The sequence below is a fragment of the Martelella endophytica genome, from assembly GCF_000960975.1.
In the GTDB taxonomy this organism is placed as follows: Bacteria; Pseudomonadota; Alphaproteobacteria; order Rhizobiales; family Rhizobiaceae; genus Martelella; species Martelella endophytica.
In genome coordinates this window covers 2182943-2200348 of record NZ_CP010803.1, presented here as the reverse complement: position 1 = coordinate 2200348, position 17406 = coordinate 2182943, and the positions used below count along the sequence as shown (strand labels likewise).

The following is a 17406-nucleotide window of genomic DNA, read 5'->3' as shown; positions in this document are numbered from 1 at the left end:
CGCCCTATTTCTCCCGGCCCGCAGGCGCGGCGTAACCGCGATCATGCCAGACGAGCGGCGTGCGGCCGGTGACCGTCTCGACGGCGACGATGCCGCCGGCAAAGAGCAGATGGCCGGCCGTCTCGATGATGCCGATGACATCGCAATCCATCGCCACCACCGGTCCCTGAAGCTTGGGATTGCCCGAGGCCCATGTCTCCCATTGCCCAACCTTGAAACGATGTTCAGGCATTGTACGGCCGGCAAAGGCGTTGGCAATCGTCCACTGGCTGCGCTCCAGCATGGCGAGCGAGAATGATCCCCGACGGCGCATGATGCCGGCGAGCAGACTGTCGCTGTCGATCGAAACGAGAATCGACGGCGGCGTGGCGGACAGAGAAAACACCGCGGTCGCGGTGCGGCCGGCGCGGTCCTCGCCCTCTGCCGCCGTCACCACGGTGACGGTCGCGGCGTGGGCGGCCATGGCATTTCGGAAGTCATGGCTTTCGATGAGGGGGCGGCGCGGCGCAGCAAGCGGCATGAAGCCGACCGCACCGGCTTCCGCCGCCGTCAGCGGCCGTTCCTGGAAGCAATCGTCTGCGCTTACGCTTACGCTCACGAGCCGTCACCCGGCTTTTCGGAAAAGAGATCACGATACTTGTTCGGCACGTCCTGCATCGCCTCGGCATTGTCCGGCGGCGTGCCCTTGACGATGATATTCGGCCAGAGCTCGGCGTATTTCCGGTTTATCTCCAGCCAGAAGCCAAGGTTCGGATCGCCGATATCCGGCACGATCGCATCGGCCGGACATTCGGGCTCGCAGACGCCGCAATCGATGCATTCGTCGGGATGGATGACGAGGAAGTTCTCGCCCTCATAGAAACAGTCGACGGGGCACACCTCGACGCAATCCATGTGTTTGCAGGCGATGCAGTTCTCGGTCACTACATAGGTCATGTCATGTCCATGAATGGACGGATGCCGGCGCGCCGGCATCCGAAGGGCATCAGCCGAGGTTGGCTTCGGCGAATTCGTAGTTGGCAAGCCGGTCGAGGAAATTGCCGACATAGTCGGGACGACGGTTGCGGAAATCGAGATAGTAGCTGTGCTCCCAGACGTCGATGCCGAGCAGCACCTTGCCTTCGCCGGTGGCGAGCGGATTGGAGCCATTCGGGGTCTTGGTCGTCTTCAGCTTGCCCTCGGCATCCTGGATGAGCCAGGCCCAGCCCGAACCGAACTGGCCGACCGCCGCTGCCTTGAAGGCATCCTTGAAAGCCTCGACGGAGCCGAAGTCTTCCTTCAGCTTGGCTTCCAGTTTGCCGGGAAGGCCACCGCCGGCAGGCGAAAGCGCGTTCCAGAAATGGATGTGGTTCCAGTGCTGGCCGGCATTGTTGAAGACTGGCGCGAGCTCGGCCTTGTCCTTGGAGAAGGCGATGATCTCTTCGAGCGACTTGCCCTGCAGATCGGCGTTCTTCTCCACGAGCCCGTTCAGCGTGGTGACATAGGTCTGGTGGTGCTTGTCATGGTGCAGCTCCAGCGTTTCCTGGCCCATGCCACGCTCGGCAAGGGCGGAATGGGCATAGGGCAAAGCGGGAAGTTCGAAAGCCATGGTGAAGTCTCCTCTGTTCGCCGGTCCGGTTGGCCAGCAATTAAACAAGTCATTTCTTTGAAAACCCAAACCACGATTATGTCAAGAGTTCACTTGGTAAATCCGCGATGGCTGTGCGGCGCGGGCGACCCGCGGGCCAGGGGTTTCAACACGCAATCCGGGGCGATGGGCCGGCGGTCGTGATCACTTGACTCCCGGTTAGGAAAACTTTACTAAAGCTTACTAGAGGAGCTCGTCGGTAACGGCGGGATTGATGGGAGAGAAAATTCATGGCCGAGATCGAGCTCAGGAAGCTCCGCAAATCCTATGGTGCGTTCGAGGCAATCCCACCGCTCGACCTGATGATCGAGGATGGCGAGTTCTGCATTTTTGTCGGTCCCTCCGGCTGCGGAAAGTCGACATTGCTGCGCACGATTGCAGGCCTCGAGGATGTCACCGCGGGCGAAATCCGGATTGACGGCACCGATGTCAGCCAGCGCCATCCCGGCGAACGGGGTGCTGCCATGGTGTTCCAGAACTACGCGCTCTATCCGCACATGACCGTGCGCCAGAACATGGGCTATGCGCTGAAGCTCGCGAAGAAGCCGAAGGCCGAGATCGAGGAGACGGTCGAGCGCGCCGCCCGTACGCTCGGGCTCGAGGAACTGCTCGATCGAAAGCCCTCGCAGCTTTCCGGCGGCCAGCGCCAGCGCGTCGCCATCGGCCGCGCCATCGTGCGCGATCCGAAAGTGTTCCTGTTCGACGAACCGCTTTCCAATCTCGATGCGGAGCTTCGGACCCGCATGCGCCTCGAACTCGCCGACCTGCACCGCAGCCTCGGCGTCACCATGGTCTACGTCACCCACGACCAGGTGGAGGCGATGACGCTCGCCGACCGGATCGTGGTGCTGCGTGGCGGCCGCATCGAGCAGGTCGGCTCGCCGCTCGAACTCTACGACAATCCCGCGAACCTGTTCGTCGCCCGCTTCATCGGATCGCCATCGATGAACTTTTTCCGGGCGACGGCTGACGGCAACGCAATCGCGATCACTGAGCTTCCGGGCCTGATCCTGCCGCGGCCGGACTTTGTGCCGGAAGGCTGGAGCGGGCTCGTCGGGGTCAGGCCCGAGCATTTCGTCATCAATGCGGCCGGCGGCACCGAAGTCCGGCTGCGCGCCGTCGAACATCTCGGCGGCGTCACATACGGCTATGCGACGCTTTCGGCAGGCACCGGCATCTGCGTCGATCTTGAAGGTCGGCGCGAACCCGGCGCAGGCGACACGATCGCCCTTTCGATCCCGCCGGAATGCGCTTTTTTCTTCGATGAGAGGACGGAGATACGTCTCCGCTGATTGGGAGTTCAGCACGGGAGGAACAAATGCTGAAATCGATACTGAAATGCAGTGCCGCGACTTTTCTTGCGGCGGGCGTGATCGCCACATCGGCGAGCGCCGAGGATATAAGGGTCTATTTCAACGCCGGCCACGGCTATGACACCTATCTCAAGGTGTTCGAGGAATTCGAAGAGGCCAATCCCGGCTTCCACGTTGCCTTCGAGCGCTATCAGTGGCCGGACCTCAGGACCAAGCTGGTCGCCGATTTCGCCGCCGGCAATCCGCCGGACCTCGTCGCCGAGCCAGGCGCCTGGGTTCCGGAATTCGCCCAGCAGGGCCTACTCTACAATCTCAACGACTATGTTGCCCGCGATCAGGCCGAATTCGACTATCCGGGCGACTGGCAGGATGTGTCGGTCGAGAAGAACACCGTCGACGGTTCCTACTATGGCGTCCAGATCCACCTGACATGTGCGACGCTGCTTTATAACGTCGATATGCTGAAGGCTGCCGGCTACGACAAGCCGCCGACCAACTGGGAGGAATTCCGCGAGGTCGCGAAAGCGACCACCAAGAACGGTGTCTTCGGCTTCGCCCCGAATGCGGCCGGCGGCTACATCATGCCGTGGATCTACCAGAACGGCGGCCAGTTTTACGACGCGGAGACCGGCAAGATCGCGATGGGCAGCGACGCGGCGGCCGGCGCCATCCAGTTCGTCGCCGACCTGATCCACAAGGACCACTCCGCGCCGGTTCCCGTCACGGGCGCCGACTACGAGGGACCGCAGCGGCTCTTCACGGCCGGCCGCGCCGCCATGATCATCACCGGCCCTTGGGACATCAATCCCATCCGCACCGGCAATCCGAACCTCAACTGGGCCGTTGCACCCTCTCTCAAGGAAGTCGAGCAGGGCACGCTCCAGGGCGGCGTCAGCCTGATGGTTCCGAAGGATGCCAAGCATCCCGAGCAGGCCTGGGACTTAATCAAGCGCCTGACCGCCGTCGATGTCGAGGTGGCAACCTCGCTTCAGTATTCGATGACCATGCCGCGCAAATCGTGGCTTGAAAGCCCGGAGGTGCAGGCCGATCCGATCCTCGGCCAGTTCGGCGCCTGCCTGCCCTATTCACGCGATGCGACGCTCGCCATGCGGCAGGCCGGCAAATACAAGCCCGCCATCGACGAGGTCATCAACGGTGCCATCGATGAGGTGCTCTATTCGAACAAGCCCGCCGCCGAGGTGATGGCGAAGGCCCAGGACGAGGCCAACGCCCTTATCGACAACGAATGAAAAGCAAGGGCGTCGCGACGGCGCGACGCCCCTCTTCCGGCATGTCCCAATGCCGGTTTCAAAGTCTGATCGGGGATTGACCGGATGACCTACAAAACCAAGCGCACGCTGATCGCCTATGCCTTTCTGTCGCCGGCCATCATCTACTTCATCGTCTATTTCTTCTGGCCGATCGCCGTGGAATTCTGGGCGAGTTTTCGTGACGGCCAACCTCTGATCGGCGAATCAACCTTCATCGGCTTCAGGAACTACGCCCGCATCCTGAGTGACCAGCTTGCGATCAAGGCGATCAAGGCGACACTCATCTATGCCATCGGCAGCGTCGTGTTCACCCTGGTGATCGCGCTCGGCCTCTCCGCTTTGCTGGTCGGGCCGGTGCGGGCGAAGAACACGATCCGCGCCATCCTGTTCTTCCCCTACATCATCTCCTTCGTCATCTCGGCGCTGATGTGGCGAGCGATCCTCGATCCCTATACCGGCCTGCTGAACGCCGCACTCGTGAGCCTTGGCCTGCCGCAGCAGTTCTGGCTGGTGAACCCCGATACCGCGATCTGGACGCTTGTCGGCGTCTCTGTGTGGAAGGACATCGGCTATGCGGTGCTGATCTATATCGCCGCGATCCAGGGCATTCCCGCCCATCTCTACGAGGCCGCACGCATGGATGGCGCCAGACGCCACCACCTCTTCCGCGACATCACCCTGCCGCTGCTGATGCCGACCACGCTGTTCCTCGCCGTCGTCATCATGATCGGCTCGCTGCAGGAAATGGCGCTGCCCTATCTCCTGACCCAGGGCGGGCCGGCGAACGCGACGCGGCTCTATTCGCTGCATGTCTTCGAGACGGCATTCCAGGGGCTCGATATCGGCTACGCGTCGGCGCTCTCCTTCGCGATGTTCATGCTGATCCTGTTCATCACCTGGGTGCAGTTCAAGCTGCTTCACCGCGACATCAAGCACGTCTGAGGACATCATGGCCCACAAGGACACCCACACGACTGCATCGAAACTGGTGATCTATCCGCTTCTGGCGATCTTCGTCATTCTGGCGGTGCTACCCTTCCTATACATGATCTCGCTGTCGCTGCAGAGCGATGCCGACATGTTCTCCGGCCGGGTGATCGTCATTCCGGAGGTGCTGCAGTTTTCCAATTACGTTACGATCTGGGAAAAGGCGCCGTTCGCGCGCTTCATGCTGAACTCCGCGATCATCGCCGGAACGATCACCGTGCTGCACGTGCTGTTCGATCCGCTGATCGGCTATGTCTTCGCCAAGATGGATTTTCCGGGCCGCCGCTTCATGTTCGTCGCCCTTCTGGCGACGCTGATGATCCCGTTCTTCATCCGCCTCATCCCGCTCTATGTGATGACGGCGGAAATGGGTCTGCTCAACACCTATCCCGGCCTGATCCTGCCGTTTGCGATGAGCGCCTTCGGCATCTTCCTGATGCGTCAGTTCATCCTGCCGATCCCCGATGATCTGGTCGCCGCCGCCCGTCTCGACGGCGCCGGCGAGTTCCGGATATTCATCGATATCATCCTGCCGCAGCTCAAACCGGCCATCGCCACGCTTGCGCTTCTGACCTTTGTCTTCCAGTTCAACGAATTCATCTGGCCGCTGGTCGTCGTCTCGACGGAGAAGATGCGGCCGATCACCACCGGGCTGACACTGTTCAACCAGGAATTCTTCACCCAATGGAACCTCACTGCGGTGGGCGGCATGCTGCTGTTCCTGCCCTGCTTCATCCTGTTCGTCGCCATGCAGCGCTACTTCGTCCAGAGCGTCATGCTCTCGGGCATGAAATGACCCCGGGTAAACACCAATGACAAAAAGACCAAACGTCCTCGTCTTCTTCACCGACCAGCAGCGCTTCGACACGGTCGGCATCCATGGCAACCCGCTCGACCTGACCCCGAATTTCGACAGGATGGCCGAGCAGGGGCGGCTGATCCGCAATTCCTTCACCTGCCAGCCTGTTTGCGGCCCGGCCCGTTCGGTGTTCCAGACCGGCAAATACGCCACCGAGACCGGCTGCTATCGCAACGATATTCCGCTGCCGAAGAGCGAAAAGACGCTCGCCCACTATTTCGGCGAGGCCGGCTATGACACAGGCTATATCGGCAAGTGGCACCTCGCCGACCGCGAGCCCGTGCCGCGCGACCAGCAGGGCGGCTACGACGACTGGCTCGCCGCCAACATCCTCGAATTCGCCTCCTGGCCCTACGAGACCAACCTGTTCGACCGCGACGGCGAACGCCACAGCCTGCCCGGCTACCGCGTCGACGCGCTTGCCGATGCCGCGATCCAGTTCATAGACCAGGAGCGCGACGACCCGTTCTTCCTGTTCCTTTCCTTCCTGGAGCCACACCATCAGAACCAGAACGACAACTATCCGGCACCCGTCGGCTATGCCGATCGCATCGCGAAACGGATCGAAAACTATCCGCCGGACCTTGAGGCCCTTGGTGGCACGACGGAGGTCCATTACAGCGGCTATATGGGCATGGTCGCCCGGCTCGACGAAGCCTTCGGACGGGTCATCGATGCGCTGATCTCGCGCGGCGAGCTCGACAACACCATCATCCTTTTCACCTCCGACCATGGTTGCCATTTCAAGACCCGCAACGGCGAATACAAGCGCTCCTGCCACGAGGCCTCGATCCGGGTGCCGAGCCTGATCGCCGGTCCGGGATTGAACGGCAGGGGGCCAATCGAGCGCTACTGCTCGCTCGTCGATCTGCCCCCCACCTTGCTCGACGCCGCTGGCGTCGCCGTTCCCGAAACCATGCAGGGCCGCTCGATCCTGCGGGCCACGGCTGACGAGGAGGACGAGATCTTCGTTCAGATCAGCGAAAGCCTGGTCGGGCGCGCGCTCAGGACCCGAAAGTGGAAATACAGCGTCACCGATCCGGACGGCGACGGCTGGAACCAGTCGGCAAGCCTGCGCTATGTGGAAAGCCATCTTTACGACCTTGAGAACGACCCCTACGAGCTTGACAATCTGGTTCTTTCCCCGGCGCATGCCGACATCCGGGCAGCGCTTTCAAAACGGCTCGGCGCACGTATAATCGAAGCTGGCGAAAAGGCTGCGGAGATCGTTCCCGCGGCGCAGGCGACATGAAGTGAGGACGAATGGTAACGCTGAAGGAGATCGCGAAACGAACAGGCGTTGCCGAATCCACCATTTCCCGCATCCTCAACCGCGACCCGTCGCTTTCGATCTCCGATGAGAAGCGGCGGCGCGTGGTTGAGACGGCCGAGGCGCTGCAATATGTCATGCGCCGGGCCCGCAGCGGGCCGGATGACGATGCATCGGTGACATTGAGGCGGCCCGCCGATCTCAAGACGGTGATGATCGTCCATTTCCTGTCAAGCGCCGATGAACTCTCGCAACCGTTCTATGTCGGCCTCAGGCAGGGCATCGAAGCGCGCTGCGAGGCCTATGGCCTGGCAACCACTCGGCTTTTCGCCGGCGAGTTCGATCCCGCCATGCTGCACCGGCTGCGCAATGTCGGCGTCATCTCCGTCGGCGACCTGCCGGCCGAACAGCGGGCGGCGATCGAGAAGCTCGGCATACCGCTATCGCTCGCCCATCCGCACGAACGGCCTCACGACACCGACGTTGCCTATGTCGACCTCGAGGCCGCGTCCGCGCGGCTGAGCACATGGCTTCTGGCGCGCGGCGTCGAGAGACCCGCTTTCATCGGCGTCTCCTCACCGGAATCCAAACGACTTCGCGCCTTCCGCAAGGTGATGACGGAGGCCGGCAAGTTCGATGCCGACTATATCGGCTATGGCAACAATGTCCGTGTCGATAGCGACATTCACGTCGACCACCTGCTGGCCCGCCTCGATGCGGCCGGCAAACCGCGACCGGACGCGATCGTGGTCTATGCCGACCGCGTTGCCGTCGAAGTTTACCGGGCGCTTGCCGAGGCCAGGATGTCGATCCCCGGCGATGTCCAGGTCGTCGCCTTCAACGATAGCTCGATCGCCCGTATGGTGGCACCGAAACTGACGACGCTCAGGCTCGAGGCCGGCGTCATCGGCGAGACCGCCGTCGACCTCCTGATGGAACGCCACGGCGGCCGCAAGGCCGTCAAGCACGTCGAGATCCTGCCGACCATCATCGAGCGCGGCAGCACCCGCAAGGTCTGACCGGCACCCCGCTCAAGTCTCAGTCCCAGGCTGCCGACATTGTTTCCGATACGAACAGCATGTGGTCGCGCATGACCTTGCGCGCCGCCTCCGCATCGCGACGCCGCATTGCGGCCCCGATCCCGCGATGATCCTGCAAGATGCGGCTGCGCACGCTCTCGAGCTCGGCGAGGTGGCCATGCATCTTCTTGTCGATCTCCGAATCCCGCGCCGACCAGAGGCCCATCGCGATCTCGCGCAGCACTGCGTTTGGACAGTTTCGAACCACGATCGAATGCAGCGCCCTGTCATGGGTCGGCGACCATTCGGCGCGGTCCGTGTCTTGCTCCATCAGCGCCAGAACCTCGTCGAGCTCCGCAATCGAGGCATCGTCGATGGCGGCAGCGGCCAGCGCGGCGACCTCCGGCTCGATGAGCAGCCGTGCCTCGATGATCTCGACGGGCGAACGATGATACTCCGGCAGGAAGGCCGGCGTTTCCCGCTGGGTGCGCACGAAGGCGCCGACGCCCACGCGGATATCGATCAGGCCGGCAACCTCCAGCGCCACCAGCGCCTCGCGCAGGCTCGGCCGGCTGACATTGAGCTGCTGGGCGAGATCGCGCTCGTTCGGCAGCTGCTCGCCCGGCCGCAACGACCCGTCCTCGATGCTCGCGCTGATCTGGCTGGCGATCTGCGTGTAGAGCTTGTTTTGCGTGACCGCTTTGAATTTCATGGCAAATTCCACCCGCTGCTCAGTCATGGCGCACAAAACGACGATGATTATTCGTGTGTTTTGGTCAGGTGGTCTTACCACTTGACAGCTATCAAAGTCGAGCCTAGCCTGAAATCACATCCTGTGCTTTGGGAGGAGCACTTGAGAGATCACCCGTTTCCACCGGCTGAAGGAAGATGATGACCGGCCTCGCGAGAGGCCGGCATGTCGTGCGCCATTGCGCGCGGCCGCTGCGGAGGGGATGTTTCGGAGACCGGCTGCCGGTCTTTCAAGAGGAGGAAAACATGGACCAGTCCCTCAAGGACCTCGCTCTCGGTGACGCCGAAAAACAGTGGTTTGTCGAAAGCCGCTTCGGGCTCTTCATTCACTGGGGGCTCTATGCCATAGGCGCCCGCCATGAATGGCTGATGAGCCGGGAAGAAATCGCTCCTGAGGTCTACGAACGTTATTTCGAACTGTTCGATCCCGATGCCTACGATCCGCGTCTCTGGGCCAAACGGGCACGCGCGGCGGGCATGAAATATGCCGTGCTCACCACCAAGCACCATGAGGGCTTCTGCCTGTGGGACAGCGCCGTCACCGACTACAAGGCGACCAACACGCCATCCGGCCGTGACCTCGTCGCCGAATATGTGGAAGCCTTCCGGGCCGAGGGGCTGAAGATCGGCTTCTACCATTCGCTGATCGACTGGCATCATCCGGACTTCCCCATCGATATCTTCCATCCCTTGCGCAACCATCCCGATGCCGCCCGCCTCAACGAGAGCCGCGACGTCCGCCGCTATGCGGATTATCTGCATGCGCAGGTGGAGGAACTGCTGACCCGCTACGGCAAGATCGACATCATGTGGTACGACTTCAGCTATCCGGGCCGCAGCTACAAGGGGCTCGCCGGCAAGGGCCGTAACGACTGGAACAGCGAGAAGCTTCTCGCCACCACCCGCCGCCTGCAGCCCGGCATCATCATCAACAACCGTCTCGACCTCCTCGACCTGCCCGGCTTCGTGCCCGACATCATGACGCCGGAACAGTACACGCCACGGGTCGCACCGACGGTCAAGGGCGAGCCCGTGACCTGGGAGGCCTGCCATACCTTCAGCGGCTCCTGGGGCTATGACCGCGACGAAGAAACCTGGAAGGACGCCGAACAGCTGATCAAGCTGCTCGTCGGCACGGTATCGCTCGGCGGCAACCTGCTGATGAATGTCGGCCCGACCGCGCGCGGCCTGTTCGATGACCGGGCTGTGGACGCGCTGAAGGTCTACGAAGACTGGATGACGCTGAACGGCGAGGCGATCCACGGTGCCGGGGTTGCCGACATCGAACCGCCGCGCGACTGCCGCTACACCCAGAAGGGCAATCGCCTGTTCCTCCACATCTTCAGCTGGCCGTTCCGGCACATCCATATCGACGCTATGGACGGCAAACTCGAATTCGCCCGCTTCCTGCATGACGGTAGCGAAGTGAAGTGGCTGACGCATTCGAAGGATGTCGATTCCAATGTCGGCGTCACCGTACCCGAAGGCATGATCACCCTGGAACTGCCGGTCAAGAAGCCGAACGTCACGGTTCCCGTGGTCGAACTCATCTTGAAGGACTAAACCGAACCGGCCGGGGTTGGGAGGCCCTGTCCGGAACATCGTCATGGGAGGAGAATACGATGTTCAGCCTGAGATCAATGATCGCCGGCGCAGCGCTTGTGACCGTTTCCGCCGGTTCGACGCTTGCCGCCGACCCCGTCACGCTCACCTGGAACATGTGGTCGAGCAACGATGCTGAAACCGCCATCTGGCAACACCTTGCCGACATGGTACATGAAAAATATCCGGACATCACCGTCGAGCTGAAAACCTCGTCCTGGGGCGACTACTGGACGAAACTGCCGGTGCGCGTGGCCTCCGGCCAGGCTGGCGACATCATCGCCATGCAGTCGCTGCGCATGCCGAACTTCCCGACAGTGCTCGAACCACTCGACGATATGCTGACGAGCGAGGGCTTCGACCTCTCCGTTTTCGATCAATCGATTCTCGGCGGGCTCTCCTATGATGGAACGCTGTTCGCGCTTCCCTATGACGTCGGGCCGTGGATGATCTACTACAACAAGGACATGTTCGAGGCCGCTGGCGCCGACCTGCCCGAACCCGGCTGGACCTGGGATCAGTTTGTCGAAGCGGCCAAGAAGATGACCTCGGGCGACAATTACGGCGCCGGCGTGTTCCCGCAGAACTATTCTGTGATGGCCGCTGCCCTCGGCGACCATTATCTCGACGCCGATGGCAAGCTCGACCTTGTCAGCCCCGAAGCAATCGACGCGGCGACCAAGCTGACGAATCTTGTCACCACGGACAAGGTCGCACCGCTCGTCGCCTCGTCCGGCGATCCGGGCTCGCTCATTTCGGGCCGGTTCGATGCCGGCAATCTCGGCATGTATGTCGACGGACCGTGGGTGATGCTGACGAAGAAGACCAACGTCAAGTTCAACCTCGGCATGACCTCGCTACCGCGCGGCGAGGGCGAACTTGAGGCCGTCACCGCCGGTTCCGGCTTCGGCATCTCGGCAAAGAGCGAGCACAAGGCGGAGGCACTGAAGGCAATCGAGGTGCTGACCGGTCCGGAAGCGCTGACCTATCTCGGCAAGGAAGGCCGCGCCCTGCCCTCCCGCACCGAACAGCAGCAATACTGGTACGACGTCGCCGCGGCCGATGTTGATGGCGCACGCGACGCGCTCACCTATGCGCTCGATCATTCCGTGACCTACGAAATCACCTCGAATTTCAACGCGGTCGAGAACCTGTTCAACCAGTACTTCCCACTCGCCTTCTCCGGCAACCAGTCGCCGGAACAGGTGATGCAGACGATCCAGAGCCTGGCCGCGCAATAGGCGCCGTCCCATGCCCGCCGGTGGTTCATTCGTCGGCGGGCCTGCGGCAGGGCGTGGCCACAACCGGCGATCGCCCTGACGATAGCGAATTTCGGAATGCGCGATCGCCATTCGTGCGGCAATGCGCAAGGGCGATCCACGCGAGCGGAGCTTCATGTCCCAGACTGAGATTAGAACCCGTCCGGCCGGGCGGCGCAGGCACCGGCTTTTCAACACCGAGGCGCACACCGCCCTGGTGTTCCTGCTGCCGAGTTTCCTCGGCCTGCTGATCTTCCTGATCCTGCCGATTGCGGCCTCGCTGGCGCTCAGCTTTTCCAACTGGTCGCTTCTGTCGGAACCGCGCTTCGTCGGACTGTCGAACTACATCAGGCTGCTGACGGTCGATCCGGCATTCTTCAACGTGCTGGGCAACACGCTGTTCTTCACGGTCGAATACGTCATTCTAAACCTCGTGGTGGCGCTCGGGCTCGCCACCTGGATTGCCAGCCTGAAACGCGCCCAGCGCTGGTTCCGAGTGGTCTTCTTCCTGCCGACCTTCACGCCGAGCATTGCCGTCTCGATGGTCTGGCTGCTGATGTTCACGCCGGGCGGGCTGGTCGACGCGGTCTTCAGGACGCTTGGCGTCCATTTTCCGAACCTGCTGATCAACCCGCATCTTGCCATGCAGGTCATCGTCATCGTCACGCTCTGGGGCAATGTCGGCTACAACCTGATCCTGTTCAACGCGGCGCTCGACCTTGTGCCGCAAAGCTATCTCGATGCCGCCGAGATCGATGGCGCCGGTCCCTGGCAACGGTTCTGGAAGATCAGGCTGCCGCTGATATCGCCGACATTGTTCTTCGGCGTCGTGATGACCGCGATCACCTCGCTTCAGGTCTTCGACCAGATCTTCGTGCTCACGCGCGGCGGCCCCGGCTCGGCGACGGCCACGCTCGGCTTCGCAATCTACCAGTACGGATTTACCAACTACCAGATGGGTTATGCCTCCGCGCTCGCCTGGGTGATGTTCATCATCATCATGGCGCTGACGGCCCTGCAATTCTGGCTGCAACGCAAATGGGTGCACTATGATAGCTAGCCCGGCCACGATCCCGCACCAGAAAGACAGGGCCGCGCGGCTGAAGACAAGCCGCAGGCGCAAGCGGGTCCACCGCATCATGACGGTGGTGAGTTACTGCGGGCTGACACTGGTCGCCCTCGCCTTCCTCTTCCCGTTCTTCTGGATGATCACCAACACCATCCGCCCCAATGCGGAAGTGCTGGCCGTTCCGCCACGGCTTCTGCCTGAGGAATACGCCTGGGACACCTTCGCGAAAGCCTGGAACGAGCTGCCCTTCGGTCGTTTCTTCATCAACAGCTTCGTCGTCGCGGGCTCGGTGACAGTCATCACCGTGCTGGTGTCCACGCTTTCGGCCTATGCCTTTGCGCGGTTGCGCTTTCCCGGCCGTGGCGGCCTGCTGACGACCTATCTCGCCACGCTGATGATCCCGCAGGTCATGCTGGTGATACCCCTGTTTCTGATCGTCAGCCGCGCCGGGCTGACCAACACCTATCTCGGCATGATCCTGCCCATGGCATTCAGCTCCTTCGGGGCCTTCCTGCTCCGGCAATTCTTCCTGTCGATCCCGAAGGAACTCGAGGAGGCAGCGTTGATCGATGGCGCCTCGCGGTTGCGAGTTCTCGTCAGCATCATCGTCCCGGTCTCGCTTCCGGCGATCGGGCTGTTGTCGCTGTTCACCTTCATCGGTCAGTGGAACAACTTTCTCTGGCCGCTGATCGTGGTCGACGACACCGCCCATGCCACGCTGCCGCTTGGCCTCACCATGTTCCAGACCCAGCAGGGCACCGCCTGGAATTTCATCATGGCCGGCGCGACGTTATCGATGATCCCCGGCATCATCCTCGCGATCGGCCTGCAGCAGCTCATCTATCGCGGCATCGCCATGAGTTCCGGCTTCGGCGGCCGGTGAACCGAGGAGACCTGCAGCCGGAGCCAGCGGAAACATGGCTCTTTGCCTGACGGTCAACGCGGGTAGCTGACTTGCTCAGATACACCGTCGGCCCCCGAGAATAACCGGATCAGTTCGCCTCGCATGGCGTCCATAGATCGCTCGGGCGCATCGGTGGCGGGGATCATGCCCGACGTGAACCCTTCGGCCTCGAAACGCGCAACCAGGTCCGCGTCGCGGCTGATGACATGGACGGGGACATCGCGCGAGGCATCCGGCCCGGTAATCAGCGGTGCGGGCTGGTGATCGCCGAGCACGATGAAGACCGCATCTTCACCGAAATGGGCGATATAATCGCCGACCGTCTGCAGCGCATAATCGATCGTCCCGATATATTGCCGCTGCACCCTTTCCCTGTCGGCCCAGACCACGGCGGGCGGATCGCCGCTTGTTGCCTGCTCGTCGAAAACACGGCCATTGCCGACATCGGCCCAGTCGATCAGCGTCGGCACCGGGATCCAGGGTGCATGGCTGGAAATCAGGGCGATCTCGGCCATCACCGGGCGTTCGTCATCGGCATGGCGGACCAGCCTGTCGAAGGCAGCCAGCGTGTATTGATCAGGCATGGTCACCCAGTTGAACGGCTTACCCTGATAGCCGAGATCATCAGAGGCGAAGATCGTGTCATAGCCGTAATAGGCGCCTTCGGGCCAATCCATGGTGATCGCCGGCATGATGGCGGCCGTGCGCCAGCCATTCTCCCGGAACAGCCGGTTCAGGCTCTTGCGATCGCTCATCATCAGCCTGTCGTAGCGGGCCTGGTTGTCGACCCAGAGGCCCGAAAGGAATGTGCCATGCGCAAGCCAGCTCAACCCGCCCATGGTCGGTGACCGGCTCCAGCCGCTGGCGGAAGCAAAGCCGGCCCTGGAGAGCTCGTCTCGGACATCCGCAAGCCGAGGGCCGATCAGCGGCGCGTAGCGGGGATCCTCGATGGCGCTACGGCCGTAGGATTCGATGAAGATCAGTACGATATCGCGGCCCTGCACTGCCTGAAACAGCCCGTCCGTGTCGGATCGGGTATCGTTTTCGACAAGCTGCCGGTCGAAGCCCTGCATGTCCTTGACCGCCGCGGCCACCGCCCGCACCCGGGCAACGATATAGGTGGAGCCGCCCGCATCCGCATAGACCCGCGTTCCCGTCGCCGCGCCTGCGAGCCAGAGGAAAAGCCCCACCGCCAGCAGGCCGGAGAAACCGAGCAAAGCGCCGTTTGCCGATTTGCCCGAGACGCGCGCAAGACTGGATGCTGCGAGGAAGAAAAGAGCGAGCACGCCGCAGAACAGAAGAATGGCGCAGGCTACCGCCAGCGCTGCCGCAACAGGACCGACAGCACCGGAAAAGACGTTCCATCCATCAGCGAAGATCCTGACGTCGAGATAGGGATTGAAAGGCCGCTGAAAGGCCGATTGCACCCCGATATCGCCAAGCCTCAGAAACAGAACGATGCCGAGCGCAAGTGTTGCGAGCGCCGCCAGAATGCGCGCGATCCGGGGCCGCAAAAGCACAAGCGCAAGACCAAGCAGCGGGATCTCCACCGGCAGGTGCAGGAAGGCCTTCAGGGAAAAGGCATGCGGATGGTCGGGCAGGTTGAGCACGAACAAGGCGATGACGAAGAAGGTCAGCGCCGCGCCAAACGTTCTTGCCCGCTGGTTTCGCTTGCCAGACAGTTCCTCAGCCATCATGACTTGCCTTTTCTGCCTTGCGCAGACCGCGTGGCCTTGGAAGGAGCAACGGTTGTCGGCATATGGTATCCTTACGGTGGCTTTCTGTGTGGCGATCATTGCCGCACTGGTCACCGTTGTCGACCCAGCCGATGTCGTGGCGGCCTTCGAGAACGTGTCTTTGGGTCCCGTTCTCACCGGCCTCGCCATCGTCCAGCTTCAGGTCGTGCTTTCGGCGCTTCGGTGGCGGTTCACTGCGGATCGCCTTGGCCAGACGATACCCGCCGGACTTGCGATCCGGGAATATTACATCGCCAGCTTCGTCAACCAGATCCTTCCGGGCGGCATGGCCGGTGATGCGATCAGGGCCTATCGGGCCCGCGCGGAGGATGGCTGGAAACGGCCGGCCGCGGCGATCGTGCTGGAGCGGCTCTCCGGCCAGCTTGCCTTTTTCCTTCTGGCCGGCGCCGGGCTCTTCGTCTGGCCGCTTCTGCTGTCCGAAAACCTGCCACCCGGCTTCGCCGGGCTTGTCCTCATCGGCGTGGGCATAGTGGTGGTCATCGCCTCTCTTGGCCTTATTGTCGCCCGCACGCGCCTGATGGCGCGATTTGAAAACCTCAAGCCGGATCTGGCGGCCGTCTTCTGGCGACGCGGTGCGTTCGCCGTCCAGTTCGGGCTCAGCATGTTCACGGTGCTTTCCTATATCGCCGTATTCATGATCGCGGCCTATGCCACAGGAGCACCCTTGCCAGCGGTTGCCCTCATCACCGTGATCCCGCTCTGCCTGATGACGATGCTGATCCCGGCCGGTATTGGCGGCTGGGGCACGCGCGAGGCTGCTGCAGCGGCGCTTTGGCCACTGCTCGGGCTCACAAGCGCCGAAGGACTTTCGGCAAGCCTGCTTTACGGCATGCTTTGCCTTTGCGGCGTGGCGCCGCAGGGCCTCCTGTTCCTGGCAACCGCCATGACGCGCCGTCGGGGTCATGCGGAGCGGTGACGCTCTCGGAAGAGATAAATGACATCAACGCCGAATGAATAGGTGATGAGGAGAAGGGCCGATGCGGCGATCGTCGTCGAGACGGGTGGCGCAATCATCGGTGCCAGTATCAGGCATAGGGCCCCCACCTGAACGACGCAGATGAGCTTGCGCCGGAAGGATGGCGGCAGGGGCGCATTCAGAAAAGGCAGGACGATCTGCGCGAGAACGAAACCGTAGCGCATCAGCCCGATCGCCAGGACCCAGCCCCCGGCCTTGCCGAAAAGAAAGGCGGCGAGCGACAGCATCAGGATCAGCAACGCGTCGACCTCCATGTCGAAACGCGTCCCGAGCGACGACTGCAGCCCCGTGCGCCGGGCAAGATGGCCGTCCAACCCATCAAGCACCAGCGCGATGACGACGAGAATGATCAGCACCGGCAGGAGCGAACCATTCGCGCCTTCAAGTTCGGCAAGGAGAACCGCGCCTGCGAAGAAACTGACCATGGCCGCGCGAACGGCGGTGATCGCGTTGGCGGAGCCGAAACGCGGGTGCTCGTGGCCATCGAGGGCGCGAACGACAATCCCAAAAATCGCGATGAGCATGAGCGCTGCCACGATCGGGGTCGTCGGTCCCGTGGCAAACTTCCGTGCAAGCGCGGCATAGGCCGCAAGCGAGACGATGTAGATCGCGGCGAGCACGAAGAGCGTGCTCCTCAGCCGCTGCCATGCGATATCCCGGCCTGCGCTGCCGCTGCCGGCGGGCAGACCGATATGCTTTAGTTGCCGTCGCTCCGTCGTCGGCGGTTCAAGCGTGCTCATCTC

17 protein-coding genes are annotated in these 17406 nt (G+C 62.3%); 11 read left to right on the top strand and 6 right to left on the bottom strand.

Features of this window, described 5'->3' with window-relative positions:
• Positions 1 to 4 precede the first annotated feature (4 nt).
• From TM49_RS09935 to TM49_RS09925, 3 genes are read right to left on the bottom strand one after another with little or no spacing between them, the layout of a single operon-like run.
• Complete coding sequence (locus tag TM49_RS09935) at positions 5 to 598, bottom strand: flavin reductase family protein (RefSeq protein ID WP_052699798.1); 594 nt, start codon at positions 596 to 598, stop codon at positions 5 to 7.
• Positions 595 to 936, bottom strand: coding sequence for a ferredoxin FdxA (fdxA, locus tag TM49_RS09930; protein ID WP_045685083.1), 342 nt, complete (start codon positions 934 to 936; stop codon positions 595 to 597). The genes TM49_RS09935 and fdxA overlap by 4 nt, the downstream gene beginning before the upstream one ends.
• A 49-nt stretch (positions 937 to 985) precedes the next feature.
• A complete protein-coding gene (locus TM49_RS09925) occupies positions 986 to 1588 on the bottom strand; it encodes a superoxide dismutase (protein ID WP_045680942.1) in 603 nt (200 codons plus the stop codon).
• Positions 1589 to 1857: 269 nt separating this feature from the next.
• On the opposite strand from TM49_RS09925, the gene TM49_RS09920 reads away from it, so the two are divergent.
• The 6 genes from TM49_RS09920 (at position 1858) to TM49_RS09895 (ending at position 8346) form a co-directional block, all read left to right on the top strand.
• Positions 1858 to 2919, top strand: coding sequence for an ABC transporter ATP-binding protein (locus TM49_RS09920; protein ID WP_045680940.1), 1062 nt, complete (start codon positions 1858 to 1860; stop codon positions 2917 to 2919).
• Between the two features lie 26 nt (positions 2920 to 2945).
• Positions 2946 to 4190, top strand: a complete 1245-nt coding sequence (locus tag TM49_RS09915; protein ID WP_045680938.1) for an ABC transporter substrate-binding protein — start codon at positions 2946 to 2948, stop codon at positions 4188 to 4190.
• Between the two features lie 84 nt (positions 4191 to 4274).
• Complete coding sequence (locus TM49_RS09910) at positions 4275 to 5153, top strand: carbohydrate ABC transporter permease (RefSeq protein WP_045680936.1); 879 nt, start codon at positions 4275 to 4277, stop codon at positions 5151 to 5153.
• 7 nt (positions 5154 to 5160) lie between these two features.
• Positions 5161 to 5994, top strand: a complete 834-nt coding sequence (locus TM49_RS09905) for a carbohydrate ABC transporter permease (protein ID WP_045680934.1) — start codon at positions 5161 to 5163, stop codon at positions 5992 to 5994.
• Between the two features lie 16 nt (positions 5995 to 6010).
• On the top strand, positions 6011 to 7309 hold the full coding sequence (locus tag TM49_RS09900; RefSeq protein ID WP_045680931.1) for a sulfatase family protein: 1299 nt from the start codon (positions 6011 to 6013) through the stop codon (positions 7307 to 7309).
• An 11-nt stretch (positions 7310 to 7320) separates the two neighbouring features.
• Positions 7321 to 8346: a LacI family DNA-binding transcriptional regulator gene (locus TM49_RS09895; RefSeq protein WP_045680929.1), complete on the top strand. Its 1026-nt coding sequence runs from the start codon at positions 7321 to 7323 to the stop codon at positions 8344 to 8346.
• Between the two features lie 19 nt (positions 8347 to 8365).
• Here the strand turns inward: TM49_RS09895 and TM49_RS09890 are convergent, their stop codons facing one another.
• Positions 8366 to 9058: a FadR/GntR family transcriptional regulator gene (locus TM49_RS09890; protein ID WP_045680926.1), complete on the bottom strand. Its 693-nt coding sequence runs from the start codon at positions 9056 to 9058 to the stop codon at positions 8366 to 8368.
• Between the two features lie 284 nt (positions 9059 to 9342).
• Here TM49_RS09890 and TM49_RS09885 point away from each other — a divergent pair, with 284 nt between their 5' ends.
• The 4 genes from TM49_RS09885 (at position 9343) to TM49_RS09870 (ending at position 13909) form a co-directional block, all read left to right on the top strand.
• Complete coding sequence (locus tag TM49_RS09885; protein ID WP_045685082.1) at positions 9343 to 10659, top strand: alpha-L-fucosidase; 1317 nt, start codon at positions 9343 to 9345, stop codon at positions 10657 to 10659.
• A gap of 59 nt (positions 10660 to 10718) precedes the next feature.
• Entirely contained in the window at positions 10719 to 11939 is a 1221-nt protein-coding gene (locus TM49_RS09880) for an ABC transporter substrate-binding protein (RefSeq protein WP_045680925.1), read from the top strand.
• Between the two features lie 154 nt (positions 11940 to 12093).
• Positions 12094 to 13017 (top strand): carbohydrate ABC transporter permease, encoded by a 924-nt coding sequence (locus tag TM49_RS09875; protein ID WP_045685081.1) that lies wholly within the window; start codon positions 12094 to 12096, stop codon positions 13015 to 13017.
• A gap of 79 nt (positions 13018 to 13096) precedes the next feature.
• Positions 13097 to 13909 carry a carbohydrate ABC transporter permease gene (locus TM49_RS09870; RefSeq protein ID WP_244464862.1) on the top strand — a complete coding sequence of 271 codons (813 nt, stop codon included), beginning with the start codon at positions 13097 to 13099 and terminating at the stop codon, positions 13907 to 13909.
• 53 nt (positions 13910 to 13962) lie between these two features.
• On the opposite strand, the gene TM49_RS09865 is transcribed toward TM49_RS09870, so the two are convergent.
• Positions 13963 to 15624, bottom strand: coding sequence for an alkaline phosphatase family protein (locus TM49_RS09865; RefSeq protein ID WP_244464837.1), 1662 nt, complete (start codon positions 15622 to 15624; stop codon positions 13963 to 13965).
• Between the two features lie 55 nt (positions 15625 to 15679).
• Here TM49_RS09865 and TM49_RS09860 point away from each other — a divergent pair, with 55 nt between their 5' ends.
• Positions 15680 to 16603 (top strand): lysylphosphatidylglycerol synthase transmembrane domain-containing protein, encoded by a 924-nt coding sequence (locus TM49_RS09860; protein ID WP_244464836.1) that lies wholly within the window; start codon positions 15680 to 15682, stop codon positions 16601 to 16603.
• On the opposite strand, the gene TM49_RS09855 is transcribed toward TM49_RS09860, so the two are convergent.
• Positions 16588 to 17403 carry a CDP-alcohol phosphatidyltransferase family protein gene (locus tag TM49_RS09855; RefSeq protein ID WP_082074694.1) on the bottom strand — a complete coding sequence of 272 codons (816 nt, stop codon included), beginning with the start codon at positions 17401 to 17403 and terminating at the stop codon, positions 16588 to 16590. The genes TM49_RS09860 and TM49_RS09855 overlap by 16 nt on opposite strands.
• Positions 17404 to 17406 lie beyond the last annotated feature (3 nt).

Bases quoted from the DNA above. Each gene is read 5' to 3' on its own strand.
- TM49_RS09910 (WP_045680936.1), top strand. From the start codon at position 4,275: ATGACCTACAAAACCAAGCGCACGCTGATCGCCTATGCCTTTCTGTCG.
- TM49_RS09880 (WP_045680925.1), top strand. From the start codon at position 10,719: ATGTTCAGCCTGAGATCAATGATCGCCGGCGCAGCGCTTGTGACCGTT.
- TM49_RS09885 (WP_045685082.1), top strand. From the start codon at position 9,343: ATGGACCAGTCCCTCAAGGACCTCGCTCTCGGTGACGCCGAAAAACAG.
- TM49_RS09865 (WP_244464837.1), bottom strand. From the start codon at position 15,624: ATGGCTGAGGAACTGTCTGGCAAGCGAAACCAGCGGGCAAGAACGTTT.
- TM49_RS09855 (WP_082074694.1), bottom strand. From the start codon at position 17,403: ATGAGCACGCTTGAACCGCCGACGACGGAGCGACGGCAACTAAAGCAT.
- TM49_RS09875 (WP_045685081.1), top strand. From the start codon at position 12,094: ATGTCCCAGACTGAGATTAGAACCCGTCCGGCCGGGCGGCGCAGGCAC.
- TM49_RS09900 (WP_045680931.1), top strand. From the start codon at position 6,011: ATGACAAAAAGACCAAACGTCCTCGTCTTCTTCACCGACCAGCAGCGC.
- TM49_RS09920 (WP_045680940.1), top strand. From the start codon at position 1,858: ATGGCCGAGATCGAGCTCAGGAAGCTCCGCAAATCCTATGGTGCGTTC.
- TM49_RS09905 (WP_045680934.1), top strand. From the start codon at position 5,161: ATGGCCCACAAGGACACCCACACGACTGCATCGAAACTGGTGATCTAT.
- TM49_RS09925 (WP_045680942.1), bottom strand. From the start codon at position 1,588: ATGGCTTTCGAACTTCCCGCTTTGCCCTATGCCCATTCCGCCCTTGCC.
- TM49_RS09870 (WP_244464862.1), top strand. From the start codon at position 13,097: ATGACGGTGGTGAGTTACTGCGGGCTGACACTGGTCGCCCTCGCCTTC.
- TM49_RS09890 (WP_045680926.1), bottom strand. From the start codon at position 9,058: ATGAAATTCAAAGCGGTCACGCAAAACAAGCTCTACACGCAGATCGCC.
- fdxA (WP_045685083.1), bottom strand. From the start codon at position 936: ATGACCTATGTAGTGACCGAGAACTGCATCGCCTGCAAACACATGGAT.
- TM49_RS09915 (WP_045680938.1), top strand. From the start codon at position 2,946: ATGCTGAAATCGATACTGAAATGCAGTGCCGCGACTTTTCTTGCGGCG.
- TM49_RS09895 (WP_045680929.1), top strand. From the start codon at position 7,321: ATGGTAACGCTGAAGGAGATCGCGAAACGAACAGGCGTTGCCGAATCC.